Origin of the sequence: Capilliphycus salinus ALCB114379 (genome assembly GCF_047276495.1) — a bacterium.
GTDB classification, from domain to species: domain Bacteria; phylum Cyanobacteriota; class Cyanobacteriia; order Cyanobacteriales; family Microcoleaceae; genus Capilliphycus; species Capilliphycus salinus.
The window spans coordinates 1,796,351-1,813,706 of the sequence record NZ_CP178543.1 but is presented as its reverse complement, the minus strand read 5'-3'; the positions used below and the strand labels follow the sequence as shown (position 1 = coordinate 1,813,706).

Genomic DNA, 17,356 nt, shown 5'->3' with positions numbered 1-17,356 from the left:
TCGCAACTGTTGCAATTGTCTCAACGGGAATGATCCTCGTTCAGTTAGACTAAACATCGATGAGTTCTGCCGAATGAATGATTGATCTCGTTGCTGGAGTAAATTCTTACCCAGTATTTTCTATTGACTTCTCTAAGATTGTCCCGTTGCTGGCAACGGCAACAGAAGAAGCATCTGTCGAACCCGAATCCGTGTGGATTTTGTGCGGGGTACTGCTGAGTTTAGTTGCTATTTTTCTGGCGAGTAAAGTTGGCGGTGAGTTCTTTAACTGGTTGGGCTTTCCGCCCGTTTTGGGGGAATTGGTCGGCGGCGTGGTGATTGGCGTGTCCGCCCTGCATTTGGTTGTCTTTCCCGAAAATGGGGACTCCACTAGCTCCCTAATTATGACTCTGTTACAGACAACAGCCGGATTAGACCCCGGAGCCGCTCAAGCCACCTATGAAATTCAGAGTGAAGTCCTCTCGGTTCTCGCCGAATTGGGGGTGATTATCTTGTTGTTTGAAATTGGATTAGAATCCAACATCAGACAACTGCTGGAAGTCGGCATTCAGTCTCTACTGGTGGCGGTTGTCGGGGTGACAGTCCCCTTTGTTGCCGGAACCGCAGGTTTAATCCTAATTTTCCACACACCGACCGTTGCGGCGATTTTCGCGGGTGCGGCGTTAACGGCGACGAGTATCGGCATTACTTCACGGGTACTCACAGAAATCGGTCAACTCTCGTCTACCGAGGGCCAGATTATTCTGGGTGCGGCGGTGATGGATGATATTTTGGGAATTATCGTTCTCGCGGTTGTTGCCAGTTTAGCCAAAACCGGGGAAGTTGATGTTCTCAATGTGGTTTACCTGATTATCAGTGCTAGCGTTTTCTTGGTGGGTTCTATTCTCCTGGGACGCTTTTTAAACAGCACCTTTGTCGCCCTCGCCAAACAGTTTAAAACTCGGGGTCGCGTGGTGATTCCGGCTTTAATGCTGGCGTTGATCCTGGCTTATATTGCGGCGGCGATTAACCTAGAAGCGATTTTAGGGGCGTTTGCGGCGGGTTTGGTTCTCGATGAGACGGAGATTGACAACCAGGATTTGGAGGAATTAATTAAACCGATTGCGGATGTCATCGTTCCGGTTTTCTTTGTGACGGTGGGAACCAAAACGGATTTGAGTGTTCTTAATCCCGCCATACCGGAAAACCGAGAAGGTTTAATTATTGCCTCGTTTTTGATTTTGGTGGCGATGGTCGGTAAGGTGGTTTCCGGTTGGAGTGTTTTTGGTTTACCTCAAATTAACCGCTTGGCAATTGGCGTGGGAATGATTCCTCGGGGTGAAGTTGGACTGGTTTTTGCTGCGGTGGGTTCTGATAGCGGAGCGCTCTCACCGGCTTTGGATGTGGCGATTATTTTAATGGTGATTCTCACGACCTTTGTCGCTCCCCCTCTGTTGCGTGTGGTGATGAAAACTGAAGAAGTTCCCGAAGTCGAAACTTCTACTTGACAACTCCCAGGGAAGAGGGAGGTGGGGAGGTGGGGAGAAGTCAGAAGTCGTGAGGTCAGAAGTCAGAAGTTTAGAATTGCCTCTTTCCCCTTCCCCCTTCCCCTTCCCCCTTACCCCTTCCCCCTTACCCTTACCCCTTACCCCTTTCCCCTCTTGCCTAATAACTCGTGACAGGTTTTCGATAGAATCAAGAAATGCCAATTTGTGACTTTGATCAAGCTCAAGTTTTGAGATGAAACATACTCTTTCTGTTTTAGTAGAAGACGAAGCGGGTGTTCTAACTCGTATTGCGGGTTTATTTGCGCGTCGGGGTTTTAATATTGAAAGTTTGGCGGTCGGTCCTGCCGAACAAAACGGTATTTCTCGCATTACGATGATTGTTCCCGGTGATGACCGAATTATTGAGCAGATTACCAAACAACTCTACAAATTAATTAATGTCCTCAAAGTTCAGGATATTACTGAGGTTCCTTGTGTTGAACGGGAGTTGATGCTGCTCAAGATTAACTGTAATGGTAGCGCGATGCGTTCGGAAATTATTGAACTGGCTCACATTTTCCGGGCGCGTGTTGTTGATATTGGTGAAAGCACTCTCACGGTTGAAGTGGTGGGAGATCCGGGGAAAATGGTTGCTATTGTTCAGGTGTTGAGTCGGTTTGGTATTCGTGAAATTGCTCGCACTGGAAAGGTGGCTCTTACTCGCGAGTCTGGCGTTAATACCGAGTTTCTCAAAAGTCAGCCGATGGAAACGAGCCGTCTATAAGTTCTTGTTCGGTTGACTCTAGCCGATGCAGATGGGACGAGAAATATATGATAGCTTAGAAGACGAATCGATAATAAGTACAGGTTGCGCTTTTGTGCTTTTCTTTGTGAAAAACTCGAGCGATACCTGTACTGGAGATCAGCCCACAATAAACGCTCAAGAGTGCGCTTCCCAATCTAGAGATGCCCAAATCTAAACTTAAGCTCATGGTGGTTGATGATGAGCAGGCGAACCTCGATCTGATCTACAGAACCTTTCGCCGTCATTTTCCGGTTTTTTTGGCAAATAGTCCAGCCACCGCTCTGGAAATTCTAGACGCCGAAGGAGAAATGGCGATTATTATTTCCGATCAGAGTATGCCCGAAATGACGGGGATTGAATTTTTGAGCAAAATTAGCGATCGCTATCCCAATACGATTCGGATTCTGCTAACCGGTTATAGCGAAGATGCTCTAGAACATGACCCGGAAATCATTAGAATTTTTAAATGTGTTAGTAAGCCTTGGGACCCCCAAAATTTGAGAGAAATTGTACAGCAGGCGGCTGAAGTTTACCAAGCGACTTTGGACCGAACATCGGAGCAGTGACCAGTTTTCAGTTTACGGGTTACTGTTCGCGATTAACTGTAACATCGGGTTAATTTTTGTTAACATTGATTCAATTAATGTATGATGCCCATAATTTTGGGCCGAATCCTCTGCACCATTACCTTGCTGTCTTGGAAAATACCTGATGCTGCGACTCGAACATATTAGCAAAATTTACCCCACTGGCGTTATTCTCAAAGATGTAAACTGGGAAGTCAAACCTGGAGAGCGGATCGGGTTGGTGGGGGTTAACGGAGCCGGAAAGACCACCCAACTCAAAATTATTGCCGGTGAAATGGAACCGACATCCGGTCAGGTGATTCGTCCGGCCAGTCTCAATATTGCCTATCTGACTCAAGAATTTGAAGTCGATCCCGCTCGCACGGTCCGGGAAGAATTTTGGACGGTTTTTACAGAAGCTAATCAGATTCAAGAGTCGCTGGCTCAGGTCCAACGGGAAATGCAAACCGCTACCCCCGAAGAACTTGATTCTTTGATTACTAAACTCGATCGCTTTCAACGGAAATTTGAAGCCATTCATGGCTATGCTTTGGAAGCACAAATTGAGAAAATTTTACCGGAGATGGGGTTTGAACCGGAAGATGGCGATCGCCTGGTGAGTGCGTTTAGTGGCGGTTGGCAAATGCGGATGAGTTTGGGAAAAATTCTGCTGCAAAATCCCGATTTACTGCTCCTAGACGAACCGACAAACCACCTAGATTTACAAACGATTGAGTGGTTGGAAACCTATCTCAAAGGGTTAACAACGCCGATGGTGATTGTTTCCCACGACCGAGAATTTTTAGATCGTCTTTGTACGCAAATTGTGGAAACTGAACGGGGCGTTTCTACGGTTTATTTGGGCAATTATAGTGCTTATCTCGAACAAAAAGCCGAAGCCCAAGCCGCTCAATTAACCACCTACGAGCGCCAACAAAAAGAACTGGAAAAACAACAGGCGTTTGTGGATCGATTTCGAGCCAGTGCCACCCGCAGCACCCAAGCGAAAAGCCGTGAAAAACAACTGGAAAAAATCGAACGGGTTGAAGCCCCAACTGCGGCGTTAAGAACGTTAAAATTCCAATTTCCGCCGGCTCCCCGCAGCGGTCGAGATGTGGTTGAGATTAAAGATTTGGTTCATATGTACGATGATAAAATTCTGTTTTTGGGGGCAGATTTATCGATAGAACGGGGCGATCGCATTGCGTTTTTGGGGCCGAATGGTTGCGGAAAATCAACGCTATTGCGTATAATAATGGGATTGGAACAGCCCAGCGAAGGACAAGTTAGTTTGGGCAAACATAACGTTATTCCGGGTTATTTTGAGCAAAATCAAGCGGAAGCTTTGGACTTAAATAAAACGGTTCTCGATACCATTCACGATGAGGTTCCTGACTGGAAAAACGAAGAAGTGCGGACGTTGTTGGGTCGTTTTTTATTTAGCGGAGAAACGGTGGCGAAGAAAGTGGCTGCTTTGAGCGGAGGTGAAAAAGCGCGATTAGCCCTGGCTAAAATGCTCTTACAGCCCGTTAATTTGCTAATTTTGGACGAACCGACCAATCACTTAGATATCCCGGCGAAGGAGATGCTAGAGGAGGCTCTACAAAACTACGATGGAACGGTGATTATCGTTTCTCACGATCGCTATTTTATCTCAAAAGCGGCGAACAAAATCGTAGAAATACGAGACGGTGAGTTTCGCACCTATTTGGGAGATTATCACTACTATTTGAACAAAATCGAAGAGGAGAAAGAACAGGAACGTTTGGCGAAAATTGCGGCCGAAAAAGCGGCTAAAAAAGCGGCTAAAGCGGCGAAAAAGAAAGCGGCTGCTAAACGTCGATAAGCTAAATTTTTCGAGCGTTTTTCTACTCTAAACCCATCAAAAAACAGTCCGATCTTGTGTTGTTTAAAAATCATCAATCAGCGAACTCAAACGCTGCAATACGGGATCGGACTTTTGCTCTGGGGTCGCTTGGGGTTCAGGTTCAGCCAGTTCGACGATAGGTTCAGCAGGTGGGGAGGGGGGAGGAGTTTGAGAGGTCGGTTGAGGAGAAGGTGAACTGGCTTGTAAAGTGATAGCCACTTGTAACTGAGCCAGTTGTTGAGTCATTTGGATGAGTTGACCTTGGAGACGTTCAAAATGGTTTTCTTCGTTCGTTAGGACTTTTTGTTCTAAAACAGAAAGCTGGTTTTGTAGTTGACGGACCTGTTCTTCTAACTGTTGAGAATACTCGGGAGTCGAAGGTATAAAAGAAGAAGAAGCAACGGTTGGGGTTGTGGGTGTTGAAGTCGTAGCGGGAGACTCTGAGCCAAATAAAAATTGCCAGAGTGCTTGCTTACAAAGGTTACTAAACGTTTGATACTTGGTCAGAGATAGCTCTTTTTCTATAGCTTCCCATAAAGCTTGATCGGCAGCATCTTCTGTAGTAAACGTGACTGACTGGGTTAGTTTTTTATTAGCCCGAAACATAATTAAAAATAAAAGTATCTGCCTGCAAAATATCGAGTAGAATGCCAGTTTTTAGAAGGGACTCAAGCCGCTGATTGAAGCTCAAATAATGGTTTTTACCTTTTTATTTCAGACGTGAAATCTACAGCCACGAGAATCAGCAATTACGGGGGTTTCTTGACGTAAAAATTTGTAGATCCCGAAAGCGCTCAAAGTCAACTGGTTTCAGTGTACCAGAATTCTTGCTCAACTCGGGCATTCAGCCCGCCCGGTTTGTTCTCAAAATTCACAATAGATAGATAGATAGAGGCAAAGAAACCACCGATGGCCGTTCGACTGAGAAATTGAGAGGGGGCGGGTTGAGTCGAGAAAATTATCGCTTCACCAGTTGAGCTTCCCCGTAGACAAATTGTCCTAAAGCATTGGCTTTGCGGGCGGGTTGAGCCAAATGAGCTTTAAGTTGAGCTTGTTTAAGCAGGGGTTGAAGCTCTTCCCAGAAAAACTCACCGCCACCGCCGGTCAGGACCACATCCGTCACCCGTTCCGGGAGCCACGCGACCAAACGAGAGGAAAGTTCTTGGGCAAATTTTTTCCGTAACTCGGGGATAATTTCATCCAAATTGACCGGTTTAGCCGAACCGCGAGGGCGATAAAACCGTTCACCTGCGGGACGATGAACGGCTTCTAACAAATAGAGAGACTGACTATCGGCGCCCTCAATTTTGGCGGCGACTTCTTCATAAAACTTGCTCATCGCAAACACTTCACTCTGGGAAACCCCGCGAGCAAAGCGAAAACTATCAACAGCCAAAAAGTCGGTTGTCTGATGTCCGACATCAACAATTGCTACATTACAATCAGCAAAATTGGGGGTATCTTTGGTTTTTTGGGCTTCACACCAAATCAAACTGCCATAACCTTCCGGCATGACTCGCACGCTCTTAATATCGATGGAAATTGGCTCACCTCTGAATTGTAAAACATGAGGCCCCATCAACAGACTAATAATTTTGTCTTTTTCTTGTTCAAACTGTTCTTGGGAGTAGAACGGTAAACCCAAGATGACATCAACATCCCCTTTAATCTTAAAATATCCGGCACAAGCAAAAACCTTAACCAAAGCATCATCAACTTTAGAAGGACTCTTGCTGGAATCTCCGCCAAACAGGTTCGCCCCAAAATCGGCTGCCAATTGACCGAGGGCATAACCATCGCCGCGATACTCCAACCACAGATCGACTAACGGATCGGTACTCTCCGACTCAAACCCGCCCCCTCGGGCTTTTTCAACCGTAAGCTGGGCAACATTAGAGGCAATAAAGATCACTTCGTTGGGGTTGCGGCTGACACAGGCTTTGGTTGATGTTCGTCCCAAGTCCACACTCAGGATCGTTTTGCGACTATTGGATATTGTTGTGGTTTGTCTGTTGACAATTGTGTTAGGGCCAATTGCTGGCTGTCCGACTGGCTGTTTATTGCTTTGCATTAGAATCAATTACCTCACTCAGACTCAAAATTATAATGCCCGATCTCTATACCATTTACACCCATAACATTTTCACATAGACCGACAATAAGCGAGTTAAACCGGATCGGATCGCAGAAAATTTTGGCGATCGCGCTAATTGCCTAGCATAATTCGTTGAGGAATGTCAAAACCTGTGATTAGTCAACATCCGACTCGGGAGGCCCAAATCAAAACTCTACCTGGAGGAATAAATGTTTACAGGATGTCTTTTGCCTGACCTCAACAGGTCTTTCAGCCTTGTGATGTTCACGTTCTGGCGTACTAGGGGACTATACCCGCAGCGATCGCGCACATTTGTTTTCCCGAGTCAAAACCATCCTGATTCCCCTGTCGGGTAGGCCAACGCCTGTCACTTTACCACAAGGATGAATCGCTACTGTTGCTCGATCAGGGATGATTACGTTAAATTTAATTAAGATTATTAATAATCCGATCAGCAGTTCACCCGCACTGCTGTTTGACAAAATAGGTTTACAAGATCAGAGGCAACTTAATTTATGAAAACAACCTGGAGAACGATACTACTTTGGACATTACCAGCGTTAGTGATCGGCTTTTTCCTCTGGCAGGGAGCATTTAGCAACTCTGCTACCGATATGGGTAACAACACCGCCAGCACTCGCATGAGTTACGGTCGCTTTTTAGACTACTTAAATGCGGGCCGTGTCACCAGCGTTGACCTCTACGATGGGGGTCGAACAGCAATTGTAGAAGCGGTTGATCCCCAACTCGATAATCGCGTACAACGGCTGCGGGTGGACTTACCCAACAACACTCCTGAACTCATCTCCCGCCTGCGAGATGCCGAAATTAGCTTCGATACCCATCCTCCTCGCAACGATGGCGCCATTTGGGGCTTACTGGGTAATCTGATTTTCCCCATTTTACTGATTGCGGGTTTATTCTTCCTGTTCCGCCGCTCCAACAACGTTCCCGGTGGCCCCGGTCAAGCCATGAATTTTGGCAAGTCCAAAGCCCGGTTCCAAATGGAAGCGAAAACCGGCGTCCTGTTTGATGATGTCGCCGGCGTCGAAGAAGCCAAGGAAGAACTCCAAGAAGTTGTTACTTTCCTGAAAAAACCCGAACGCTTCACCGCAGTCGGCGCCCGCATTCCCAAAGGTGTACTCTTGGTTGGCCCTCCCGGAACCGGGAAAACTCTTTTGGCCAAAGCGATCGCCGGAGAAGCCGGAGTTCCCTTCTTCAGCATTTCCGGTTCGGAATTTGTAGAAATGTTCGTGGGTGTGGGCGCCTCTCGCGTCCGCGACCTATTTAAAAAAGCCAAGGAAACCGCTCCCTGTATCATCTTTATCGATGAAATTGACGCCGTAGGCCGTCAGCGGGGTGCCGGTATTGGTGGCGGAAACGACGAACGGGAACAAACCCTCAACCAGCTTCTCACCGAAATGGACGGGTTTGAAGGCAACACTGGTATTATCATTATCGCCGCTACCAACCGTCCCGATGTCTTAGACTCGGCTTTATTGCGTCCGGGACGCTTTGACCGACAAGTAACGGTTGATGCTCCCGATATTAAAGGCCGTTTGGAAATTTTAGAAGTTCACGCCCGCAATAAAAAACTGGCTGAAGAAATTTCCTTAGAAGCGATCGCCCGTCGGACTCCCGGCTTTACCGGGGCGGACCTGGCGAACCTCCTCAACGAAGCGGCTATTTTGACCGCCCGTCGCCGCAAAGAAGCGATCACCATGTCGGAAATTGATGATGCGGTCGATCGCGTTGTGGCGGGAATGGAGGGAACTCCGTTAATTGATGGTAAGAGCAAGCGTTTAATTGCCTATCACGAAGTCGGACACGCGATCGTTGGAACTTTGATCAAAGATCACGATCCCGTCCAAAAAGTCACCTTAATTCCTCGGGGTCAAGCTCGCGGTTTAACCTGGTTTATGCCCGATGAAGAACAAGGTTTGATTTCTCGGGCGCAAATTCTGGCCCGCATTACGGGCGCTTTGGGCGGTCGTGCCGCAGAAGAAGTGATCTTTGGCGATGCGGAAATTACAACCGGTGCCGGCGGCGACTTACAACAGGTTTCCGGGATGGCGCGTCAGATGGTGACTCGTTACGGAATGTCGGACTTGGGGCCGTTGTCGTTGGAGTCTCAGCAAGGCGAGGTGTTCTTGGGCCGCGACTTTGCTACCCGCACCGACTATTCTAACCGGATAGCTTCTCGCATCGATACTCAAATTAAAGAGATCGCCGATCACTGCTACCAACACGCTTGTCAAATTATTCGCGAAAATCGTGTGGTAATTGACCGTTTGGTTGATTTGTTGATTGAGAAAGAAACCATCGATGGGGATGAATTCCGGCAAATTGTTGCTGAGTACACAGAAGTTCCCGAAAAAGAGCGCTTCACTCCCGTGATGTAACTCTCCTTGATATTTCTAGTTGTAGGGGCGGGTTCGGTCCGGATGTATGTTTCCCACCGATAACTAAAATAAACCCGCCCCCACCCCACTAAAAGCCCGGTTTCTCCTGCGAAACCGGGTTTTTGCCTTTTCCTTCTGCCTCCTGCCTCCTGACCTCACGGCTTATATTAAACTAGAATTAATCTTAAATCCAACAGCTTCAATGATCACATCCGCAGAATATCAACAACGCCGCCAACAGTTAATGGAAAAAATCGGCAACGGTACCGCAATTTTTAGAAGTGCGCCGATGGCGGTGATGCACAACGATGTTGAATATGCTTTTCGTCAAGAAAGCGATTTTTTCTATCTGACCGGCTTTAACGAACCCAACGCCGTTGCTGTACTTGCACCCCATCACGAAGAACATAAATTTGTGCTATTTGTACAGCCAAAAGACTTGGAAAAAGAAACTTGGACGGGTTATCGAACCGGGGTAGAAAAAGCCAAAGAAGTTTATGGGGCGGATGAGGCTTATTCTATCGCCGAACTGGATGAAAAATTACCGAAATATTTGCAAAAAGCTGATCGCATTTTTTACCGTTTGGGACACGATGAAGCTTTTAATAATAAGGTTCTCAAACATTGGCAAAGATTAATGCGGGTTTATCCCAAACACGGCACCGGACCCATTGCAATACAAGATGCGGGAACTATTCTCCATTCGATGCGTTTGATTAAGAGCGAAACGGAGTTAGAATTGATGCGAAAAGCGGCTGATATTTCCGTTAAAGCGCACAATCACGCCCGCAATTTTGCCCAACCCGGACGCTATGAATACGAAATTCAAGCGGAAATGGAACATATTTTTGGGTTGAATGGGGGAACTCCGGCTTATCCTTCGATTATTGCATCCGGGCAGAATGCTTGTATTTTGCATTATATCGAAAATAATCGACAACTTCAAGAGGGAGATTTGTTGTTAATTGATGCGGGTTCTTCTTATAATTATTATAACGCCGATATTACCCGAACTTTCCCCGTTAGCGGGAAGTTTACGCCGGAACAAAAGACGATTTACGAGATTGTTTTAAAGGCGCAACTGGCGGCGATTGAACAGGTGAAACCGGGTAATCCTTATAAAAATGTTCACGATGCAGCCGTGCGGGTAATTGTTGAAGGTTTGATGGATTTGGGACTGTTAGCGGGGGATATTGAGGAGATTATTAAAGAGGAAAAATATAAGCCGTTTTATATGCACAGAACCGGTCATTGGTTGGGGTTGGATGTGCATGATGTTGGGGTTTATCAGTGGGGAGAAAACCCGCAAGCTTTGCAACCGGGACAGGTGTTAACGGTTGAACCGGGAATTTATATTTCACCTCAAATTAAACCCGTTGAAGGACAGCCAGAAGTGGATGAACGTTGGCGAGGAATTGGGGTGAGAATTGAGGATGATGTGTTGGTAACGTCTGGGGGTTATGATGTTTTAACTGCGGGTGTACCGAAGTCTGTTGAGGAGATGGAAGCTTAAAAAGATAGACAAACCCGGTTTTTTGAGATACCGGGTTTTTGATTAGATTTTGATTAGATTTTGATTAGATTTTGATAAAGTTTATGGGTTTTGTTGGCGACTGAAAAATTAGGTGGAAAACCGAGGAATAGTAGATGAACCTGAAAACATAATCGGCGGGTTTGACTAAAGAACTGAGATGATGTTTTGAAAAATTTGCTAAAACTAGAGTTCGTCGCTAAATTCACACGAAAAACAAAAATATTAGCCGCGTTTAAAATTTTTATTATTTGATAATTTGGCGAATTTTTATAAATAAAACCCAATTTTATCTCTGTACAAAACCTTTGCGGGTTGATTATAAATCAATAAAAATTATTTTCTATACCGTTCAATTTTCGTTTGGATTTCCGAAATTTTATCCGGTCTCAAAAAACAAACATAACCGTATAAATCCGGAATCTTTATTTGGGGATAAAACTTAAAAAACAAGGGGTAAAGATGTTTTCGTTGTTTTGGGCGATTTTGACTGTATACTCTCGAAACTAGAAAGTAGATAAAATTCGCAAACCTATTAATTCTGTAAACTTTTTGAACAATTCTCGACTTTTATTCCTGAGTTTGTCTTAAGAAATAAGCCCAAAGACATAAATTTAAAAACCATCAGCCTTAAATCAACTTTAACAATTGAATCGCCAAACCAACCCAAAAACTAGACAACCCCATTACAACCCTTAAAAATCGATAATTTTTTCTGGAAAACTTCGGTAAAATGTGAATAAAAAGCGATCAAGATCGCAGGGTTTGAGAAAATTGTTAAATTAGATAAAGCAGGAGGATCTTGACGGGAACAAAAGTTATGCTATAGTCAGAAGCACAATAGAAGATTTAAATTAAAATCCAGTAAAAGTTTCTACTATCAAAAAAAGATTCAAGGGTCGGGGATAAAGACCAAAAGTGATGAGCTTGTAGATTATTCCCCGAGAAGATTGCAAAAGTTTTAGCTGTATCATTTGGAGATCGATATGAACGAACGTGAAAAATTTCTGTATCCGAAAAGCCGCTACCGGGGAGAATTCTCACCGGAAAACTTGGTGTTTAATTCCAATATCCAAGAGTTTGCTCACAAGGTAAACTATATTTGTGGTTTGGAAACCAATGGGAAAATCACACCGGAAGAAGCTTACTACCGAATTAAAGAACTTTGGAAACAGCTTAAATCTTCTAAGAAGAATCTCAACATCGGCGATAAAGATTCAGAAGATGAGAATAACGGAGATTCAAATACTTAACCCGATCGCATCGGTTAAGGTGTCAGGGATCATCAAATTGCGGTAATCTAATGGAGGGATAATAGCTGATCCTGATTTTTGTGGGTCAAAAAACGAAGAATGTCCAAGTCCGTTACTGTTAGTGTTCCAGCGACAACCGCCAATTTGGGGCCGGGTTTTGATTGTATTGGTGCAGCGTTAACGTTGTATAATACTTTCAAGATCTCACAATGGGAATCACCCGACCCAGAACAGGGGGAGAACCCGGTGAAAATTGCCGTTTCCGGGGTTGATGGCGATCGCGTATCAACCACCCCAGATAATCTCGCCTATCAAGCCTTTGTGAGAGTTTATCAGCATTTGGGTCAATCTCCGCCTCCGGTCCAAATGGAGATTAATTTGGGGTTTCCCCTCGCCCGAGGGTTGGGAAGTTCAGCAACAGCCATTGTCGGAGGGTTAGTGGGTGCTAACGCATGGGCGGGTTCACCCCTGAGTCAAACGGAAGTGATGAACTTGGCGATCGCAATGGAAGGACACCCGGATAACGTGGTGCCGGCGCTGTTGGGAAACTGTCAACTCTCGGTCGCCGCATCGGAAACGGACTGGGAAATCTGCGAAATTGCGTGGCATTCTAGTATTATTCCGATTGTTGCCATTCCCGACTTTGAACTGTCTACGGCTGAAGCCCGTAAAGTCTTACCCACCGAGTATAGTCGAAGCGACGCCATTTTTAACACCGCCCATTTTGGTTTGTTAGTGCAGGGTTTGCAAACCGGAAAGGGAAAATGGCTGCAAGTCGCCATGCAGGATAGAATACATCAACCCTACCGTCAGTCTTTGATTATAGGCTACGAAGCGGTACAGAAAGCGGCGATCGCGTCCGGCGCTTACCAACTGGCGATCAGCGGCGCCGGACCGACATTGTTAGCCCTCAGTGATGTAACTTCGGCGCCGGATGTGGCTTTGGCGATGGCCGAGGCGTGGCATGAATTTGGTGTTAAAGTTGAAGTGCGATCGCTACAAATAGACAGTCGGGGGGCGCGTGTTGTAGAGGAGAGTTGAGGGGTTTTATGTCGGCTTCGGAAATTGATCAGTTACTCGGTAAACTCACAAAACAGATTAAACTTGCTAATTTGATCGCCTGGGGTTGTATCGAACACCGTTGGGCGGTGACAGAAGAAGAAAGGGAAATTTCCGAAGCAATGATTTATAATGCTTTTGAGGAGTTTTTGTTGCAAGAAGGAATGAGTGTTCCTGAAGCCGAACGTTTTTGTGAAACCCATTTGGAACTATTAATTAAACGGGTAAAAGATGCACTCGAAAACCCTCTGTAGGGGCGCAAGGCTTGCGCCCAAAATACAGTAAAGTAGGTTGGGTTGAGGCTACAAAACCCAACACAAGTTTTAGAACATCCCTTTTTCTCAAGTTGGAATTCACTGCGGTTCAAGCCAACCTACAATAGAGGAAAAATAAGCCAGTAGGTTGGGTTGAGGCTACGAAACCCAACACTCGAAAAACCTTCTTAGAAGTTGTTGGGTTTCACTGCGGTTCAACCCAACCTACAATAGTAGAAAAATTAGTTATTTGTTGTGAACCAATCACCCCAATCATCTGGTATTTTATATGGTATTAGTGTCGGGCCGGGAGATCCCGAACTGATTACACTGAAAGGATTAAATCTTCTCAAAACCGCCCCCGTTGTTGCGTTTCCGGCAGGAGTTCGCGGAAAATTGGGTATAGCCCAAACCATTATCGCACCCTGGCTGAGTTCCGAGCAAATCCAATTATCGTTAAAATTTCCCTACGTCCAAGACGAAACTATTTTAACCGAAGCTTGGCAACAAGCCGCCCAACAGGTTTGGGAATATCTCAAACAAGGACAAAATGTGGCGTTTGCGTGTGAGGGGGATGTGAGTTTTTACAGTACGTTCACTTACCTGGCACAAACGCTACAACAATTGCGTCCTGAAGTGAAAGTGGAGACAATACCCGGAGTTTGTTCTCCTTTGGCGGCGGTTTCGAGTCTCGGACTTCCGCTAACCGTGCGAGATCAACGTTTAGTCGTGTTACCGGCATTGTACGCGATCGCGGCGTTAGAAACCACTCTGGAACAGGCGGATGTTGTGGTGTTGATGAAAGTGAGTTCGGTGTATTCTCAAGTTTGGCAGGTTTTACACCAGCGAGACTTGTTAGAGAATGCCTACGTGGTAGAATGGGCGACGCTCCCTCAGCAAAAGATTTATCGAGGGTTAAGCGATCGCCCTAATTTAGAATTATCTTATTTTTCGTTATTGATCGTGCAGCAAATGCGTTAAAGTAGAGACGCAATTGTGTTGGAGTGTCTCGATTGTTCTCAAGCGTTGGGGAAATGCTAAAGCTCAGGGGAGTTTGGCGATCGCGGATCGTACAGTCGAAAAGATTTTCCCCTGATGATCTGACTCAAGCTTGCTATAACATAACAGAGTATCAGAGTGAACAACCCAAACTCGGTTCACATCTGGGGGCGACGGTTAATCTTCTCCCCGTGCCTTGATAGATGCGAGTCAATTTCTAACCTCTAAAGTTGTGATTATGGATTCTTCTACACCCTTCATTCGGTCTGGACTGGCATCATTGCGTCAACCTGCTGCAATAGCGGCGATCGCTTCGGTGGGAATTCATGCCCTCTTTGCAGTTAATATTGAGAAGATTCCATTATTTCCCAACACGGCTCAACTTCCCCCCAGTGTGGAATTAGTGGAATTATCCGCCGATCAAGTTGGTGGTATTTATCCGCCCCCTCAGCCGAAATATGGCTTGAGTCAGATCCCGGTTCCTTCGTCTATTCTCGGTGGGCCGACTCTCCCCTCATTTCCGTCGAACGCTCCTCCTCCTCCTTCTCCGACGTTTTCAAGCCCTCAGCCCGAGTTTTTTACCATTCCGGTTGACCCTTCAGTTGCAAGCAGAGGAAGCGGTTTACCCTCTTATCCACAAAGTAGTTATCCCGAGACATCCGAGAGTTATTCCGACGAGAGTTATCCCGACGAGAGTTATTCGTTTTCAACTTTCCCTATCCCTCCTAATTTTCCCATCAATACTCCCCCTGCACCCTCTCCTTCTCAACAAGGCGGTGGTTTCACCGATAGAAAGACACAAGAATTAGACAACCTGAGAACAAGGGAGGAACTACTAGGAGGACAAGAAATTCCTTGGTCTCAAGACCCAGAGCAGCTAAGTGCAAGTGGGGTTCTTGACCCAGAAAGTAAATATGATAATCAACAGGAAAACAAACCGCCTGCTGTTTCTGCGCGAAAAGGGCTTAATGATCAACTAGCCAGTGGTAATCCTAATCAGGAATCTTCTCAACCGTCTTCGCCATTAATTCTTCGACGTTTGCAAGAAGGTTTAGGTCAAGAAGAAAATACCGATGTTGCGGCTAATTCTCCTGGTAATGGGCCGACGTTTGAGTTGGAACCCGAACAAGGCCCTCAAGGGCAGGTTTCCGATCAACAAGCCAGAAGAATAGAAGGGGGAAGTCTGTATGTGAGTTGGGTTTCGGGCTTGCAGGAAAGTTATCCCGATATTCAAACCGATTCGCCTATTTCTATATCGGATGTCTATCCGATAGAAGCTTGCGAACAACAGTTAAGTGGACAAGCATTGGTGGGAGTGGTTGTTGGTTCTGGGGGTGAGATTTTAGCAGGACCCGAACTGTTGTTAGATACGGGATATCCGGTTTTAGATAACGAAGCGGTTCAAAGGGTGCGGGAGTTTGCCGCCTCTGAAGGTTCAGGTGGAGGAGGTCCTACCGCTTATCAATATTCTTTTAGTTTTAACAGCGAAAATTGTGGTGGACAGCCGAGTTCTACCGATCAAATGCCACCCCAAGTCATACCGGGAGATCCTCAACCGGCGGAGGATAATTCTACTTCTGAGGTAACTGAGTCTGAAGATAATGGGGAAGATCCTGTTATTCCAACCTCTGACGACGGTTTGCAGACTCCACCGGACACTGAAGTACCTGTAACTCCAGAAGCAGAAACGATGGATGAATCCTCTGAGGAGGGTTTGCAGACTCCACCGGACACTGAAGTACCTGTAACTCCAGAAGCAGAAACGATGGATGAATCCTCTCAGGAGGGTTTGCAGACTCCACCGGACACTGAAGTACCTGTAACTCCAGAAGCAGAAACGATGGATGAATCCTCTGAGGAGGGTTTGCAGACTCCACCGGACACTGAAGTACCTGTAACTCCAGAAGCAGAAACGATGGATGAATCCTCTCAGGAAGCTTTAGAAACTCCACCGGACACTGAAGTACCTGTAACTCCAGAAGCAGAAACGATGGATGAATCCTCTCAGGAAGCTTTGGAAACTCCACCGGACACTGAAGTACCTGTAACTCCAGAAGCAGAAACGATGGAATAACCGTCAGAAAATACCCTACCTGCTGAGTCAGAAGAATTGATGAATTAGGGATAAATTCGGGAAATTTTGCAGTTTATGAGGGCGCCAACAACAGCGCCCCAAGGTTGTGTTTTTAGGATGGAACTCGCACATCAATCACGGTGGCATTGAAGTTGTAGTCTTTGCCTTCGAGTTCTACAGTGGTGCCGACTTTAATCTTAATATTACCCAAAACAGGACCGGTATCGGTAATTTGACCGTTGCCGACAAGGGTCATTAAAACATTGTTGCTGTAAGTATACTCAGCAGTCGGGTCGGGTTGAGCTTTAACGGTCCCATCGGGTTGAGCAACGGGAATGAGTCGGGGTAAAACCTCGGCTTTTTTAATTTTGACCTCTCCGTAGGGTTGGTTACGGATAATCAAATTGGTTTTTTCGTCTGGTTTGATCATGGTGCTTGGGTCACGTCCCTTCAAACCCAAAGCAATGACATCCACTTCAACGGGTTTGCTGGTGACGCCGACTTGAGCCACCGAACCGGAGGTGCCGGGATAGAAAAATATTCCCACAATCACCATCAAAATTACCAAAGCAGCACCAATATCGAGAATGCTGACTTTTCCAAACAGGCGACCTTTAGAATCTAATATATTCATCAAAAATGTAACAGTTCCTTGAGAGCGGACACAACAGCAGTCGGGGAGCAGTAACCGACGATCCGTTGTCAGTTGTCAGTTACTATGTTACACGTTACAGGTTCAGGATAAATCTGAAACAATTGCAAGTAAAAGGTCAAAATGGTAGTAGAGGGTCACTCTCAATCGGAGATTGGCTTGGCTGTCACGCTTACTGGGTCAGTTACATCTGGCACGCTCATCGACAACACTTTTGTTTTGAAAATCCGAGTCAAACCCAACAGCAACGATAACCAATACCTTCTAAATTGTTATTCTATGCCTTTTTAGTCTCCCGACTCAAGATTCTACCATCAAGCACTTCTCACCGCG

General features: G+C 45.9%; 14 protein-coding genes. 11 read left to right on the top strand and 3 right to left on the bottom strand.

What is annotated here, in order from left to right:
* Positions 1-77: 77 nt before the first annotated feature.
* The 4 genes from ACL6C3_RS07540 to ACL6C3_RS07525 all read left to right on the top strand — a co-directional run bounded on the left by ACL6C3_RS07540 (position 78) and on the right by ACL6C3_RS07525 (position 4,683).
* Entirely contained in the window at positions 78-1,487 is a 1,410-nt protein-coding gene (locus ACL6C3_RS07540; RefSeq protein ID WP_413166552.1) for a cation:proton antiporter, read from the top strand.
* Positions 1,488-1,719: 232 nt separating this feature from the next.
* The gene (gene ilvN / locus ACL6C3_RS07535; protein WP_413166551.1) at positions 1,720-2,250 is read left to right on the top strand and encodes an acetolactate synthase small subunit; all 531 of its coding nucleotides are present in this window, start codon (positions 1,720-1,722) and stop codon (positions 2,248-2,250) included.
* Positions 2,251-2,432: 182 nt separating this feature from the next.
* Positions 2,433-2,837 carry a response regulator gene (locus ACL6C3_RS07530; RefSeq protein WP_413166550.1) on the top strand — a complete coding sequence of 135 codons (405 nt, stop codon included), beginning with the start codon at positions 2,433-2,435 and terminating at the stop codon, positions 2,835-2,837.
* 145 nt (positions 2,838-2,982) lie between these two features.
* Positions 2,983-4,683 carry an ABC-F family ATP-binding cassette domain-containing protein gene (locus ACL6C3_RS07525; protein WP_413166549.1) on the top strand — a complete coding sequence of 567 codons (1,701 nt, stop codon included), beginning with the start codon at positions 2,983-2,985 and terminating at the stop codon, positions 4,681-4,683.
* A gap of 63 nt (positions 4,684-4,746) precedes the next feature.
* On the opposite strand, the gene ACL6C3_RS07520 is transcribed toward ACL6C3_RS07525, so the two are convergent.
* Positions 4,747-5,310: a hypothetical protein gene (locus tag ACL6C3_RS07520; protein ID WP_413166548.1), complete on the bottom strand. Its 564-nt coding sequence runs from the start codon at positions 5,308-5,310 to the stop codon at positions 4,747-4,749.
* Positions 5,311-5,662: 352 nt separating this feature from the next.
* Positions 5,663-6,775 (bottom strand): ParM/StbA family protein, encoded by a 1,113-nt coding sequence (locus ACL6C3_RS07515; RefSeq protein WP_413166547.1) that lies wholly within the window; start codon positions 6,773-6,775, stop codon positions 5,663-5,665.
* A 539-nt stretch (positions 6,776-7,314) separates the two neighbouring features.
* Here ACL6C3_RS07515 and ftsH2 point away from each other — a divergent pair.
* The 7 genes from ftsH2 (at position 7,315) to ACL6C3_RS07480 (ending at position 16,371) form a co-directional block, all read left to right on the top strand.
* Positions 7,315-9,201 carry an ATP-dependent zinc metalloprotease FtsH2 gene (ftsH2, locus tag ACL6C3_RS07510; protein ID WP_413166546.1) on the top strand — a complete coding sequence of 629 codons (1,887 nt, stop codon included), beginning with the start codon at positions 7,315-7,317 and terminating at the stop codon, positions 9,199-9,201.
* A 202-nt stretch (positions 9,202-9,403) separates the two neighbouring features.
* Positions 9,404-10,714, top strand: coding sequence for an aminopeptidase P N-terminal domain-containing protein (locus ACL6C3_RS07505; protein ID WP_413166545.1), 1,311 nt, complete (start codon positions 9,404-9,406; stop codon positions 10,712-10,714).
* A 1,004-nt stretch (positions 10,715-11,718) separates the two neighbouring features.
* Positions 11,719-11,985: a hypothetical protein gene (locus tag ACL6C3_RS07500; protein WP_413166544.1), complete on the top strand. Its 267-nt coding sequence runs from the start codon at positions 11,719-11,721 to the stop codon at positions 11,983-11,985.
* A 99-nt stretch (positions 11,986-12,084) separates the two neighbouring features.
* Positions 12,085-13,026, top strand: a complete 942-nt coding sequence (gene thrB / locus ACL6C3_RS07495) for a homoserine kinase (RefSeq protein WP_413166543.1) — start codon at positions 12,085-12,087, stop codon at positions 13,024-13,026.
* Between the two features lie 8 nt (positions 13,027-13,034).
* The gene (locus ACL6C3_RS07490; RefSeq protein ID WP_413166542.1) at positions 13,035-13,298 is read left to right on the top strand and encodes a hypothetical protein; all 264 of its coding nucleotides are present in this window, start codon (positions 13,035-13,037) and stop codon (positions 13,296-13,298) included.
* A 255-nt stretch (positions 13,299-13,553) separates the two neighbouring features.
* Positions 13,554-14,279, top strand: coding sequence for a precorrin-2 C(20)-methyltransferase (locus ACL6C3_RS07485; protein WP_413166541.1), 726 nt, complete (start codon positions 13,554-13,556; stop codon positions 14,277-14,279).
* A 256-nt stretch (positions 14,280-14,535) separates the two neighbouring features.
* On the top strand, positions 14,536-16,371 hold the full coding sequence (locus ACL6C3_RS07480; protein ID WP_413166540.1) for a hypothetical protein: 1,836 nt from the start codon (positions 14,536-14,538) through the stop codon (positions 16,369-16,371).
* Between the two features lie 112 nt (positions 16,372-16,483).
* Here the strand turns inward: ACL6C3_RS07480 and ACL6C3_RS07475 are convergent, their stop codons facing one another.
* Positions 16,484-17,005, bottom strand: a complete 522-nt coding sequence (locus ACL6C3_RS07475) for a DUF4330 domain-containing protein (protein ID WP_413166539.1) — start codon at positions 17,003-17,005, stop codon at positions 16,484-16,486.
* Positions 17,006-17,356 lie beyond the last annotated feature (351 nt).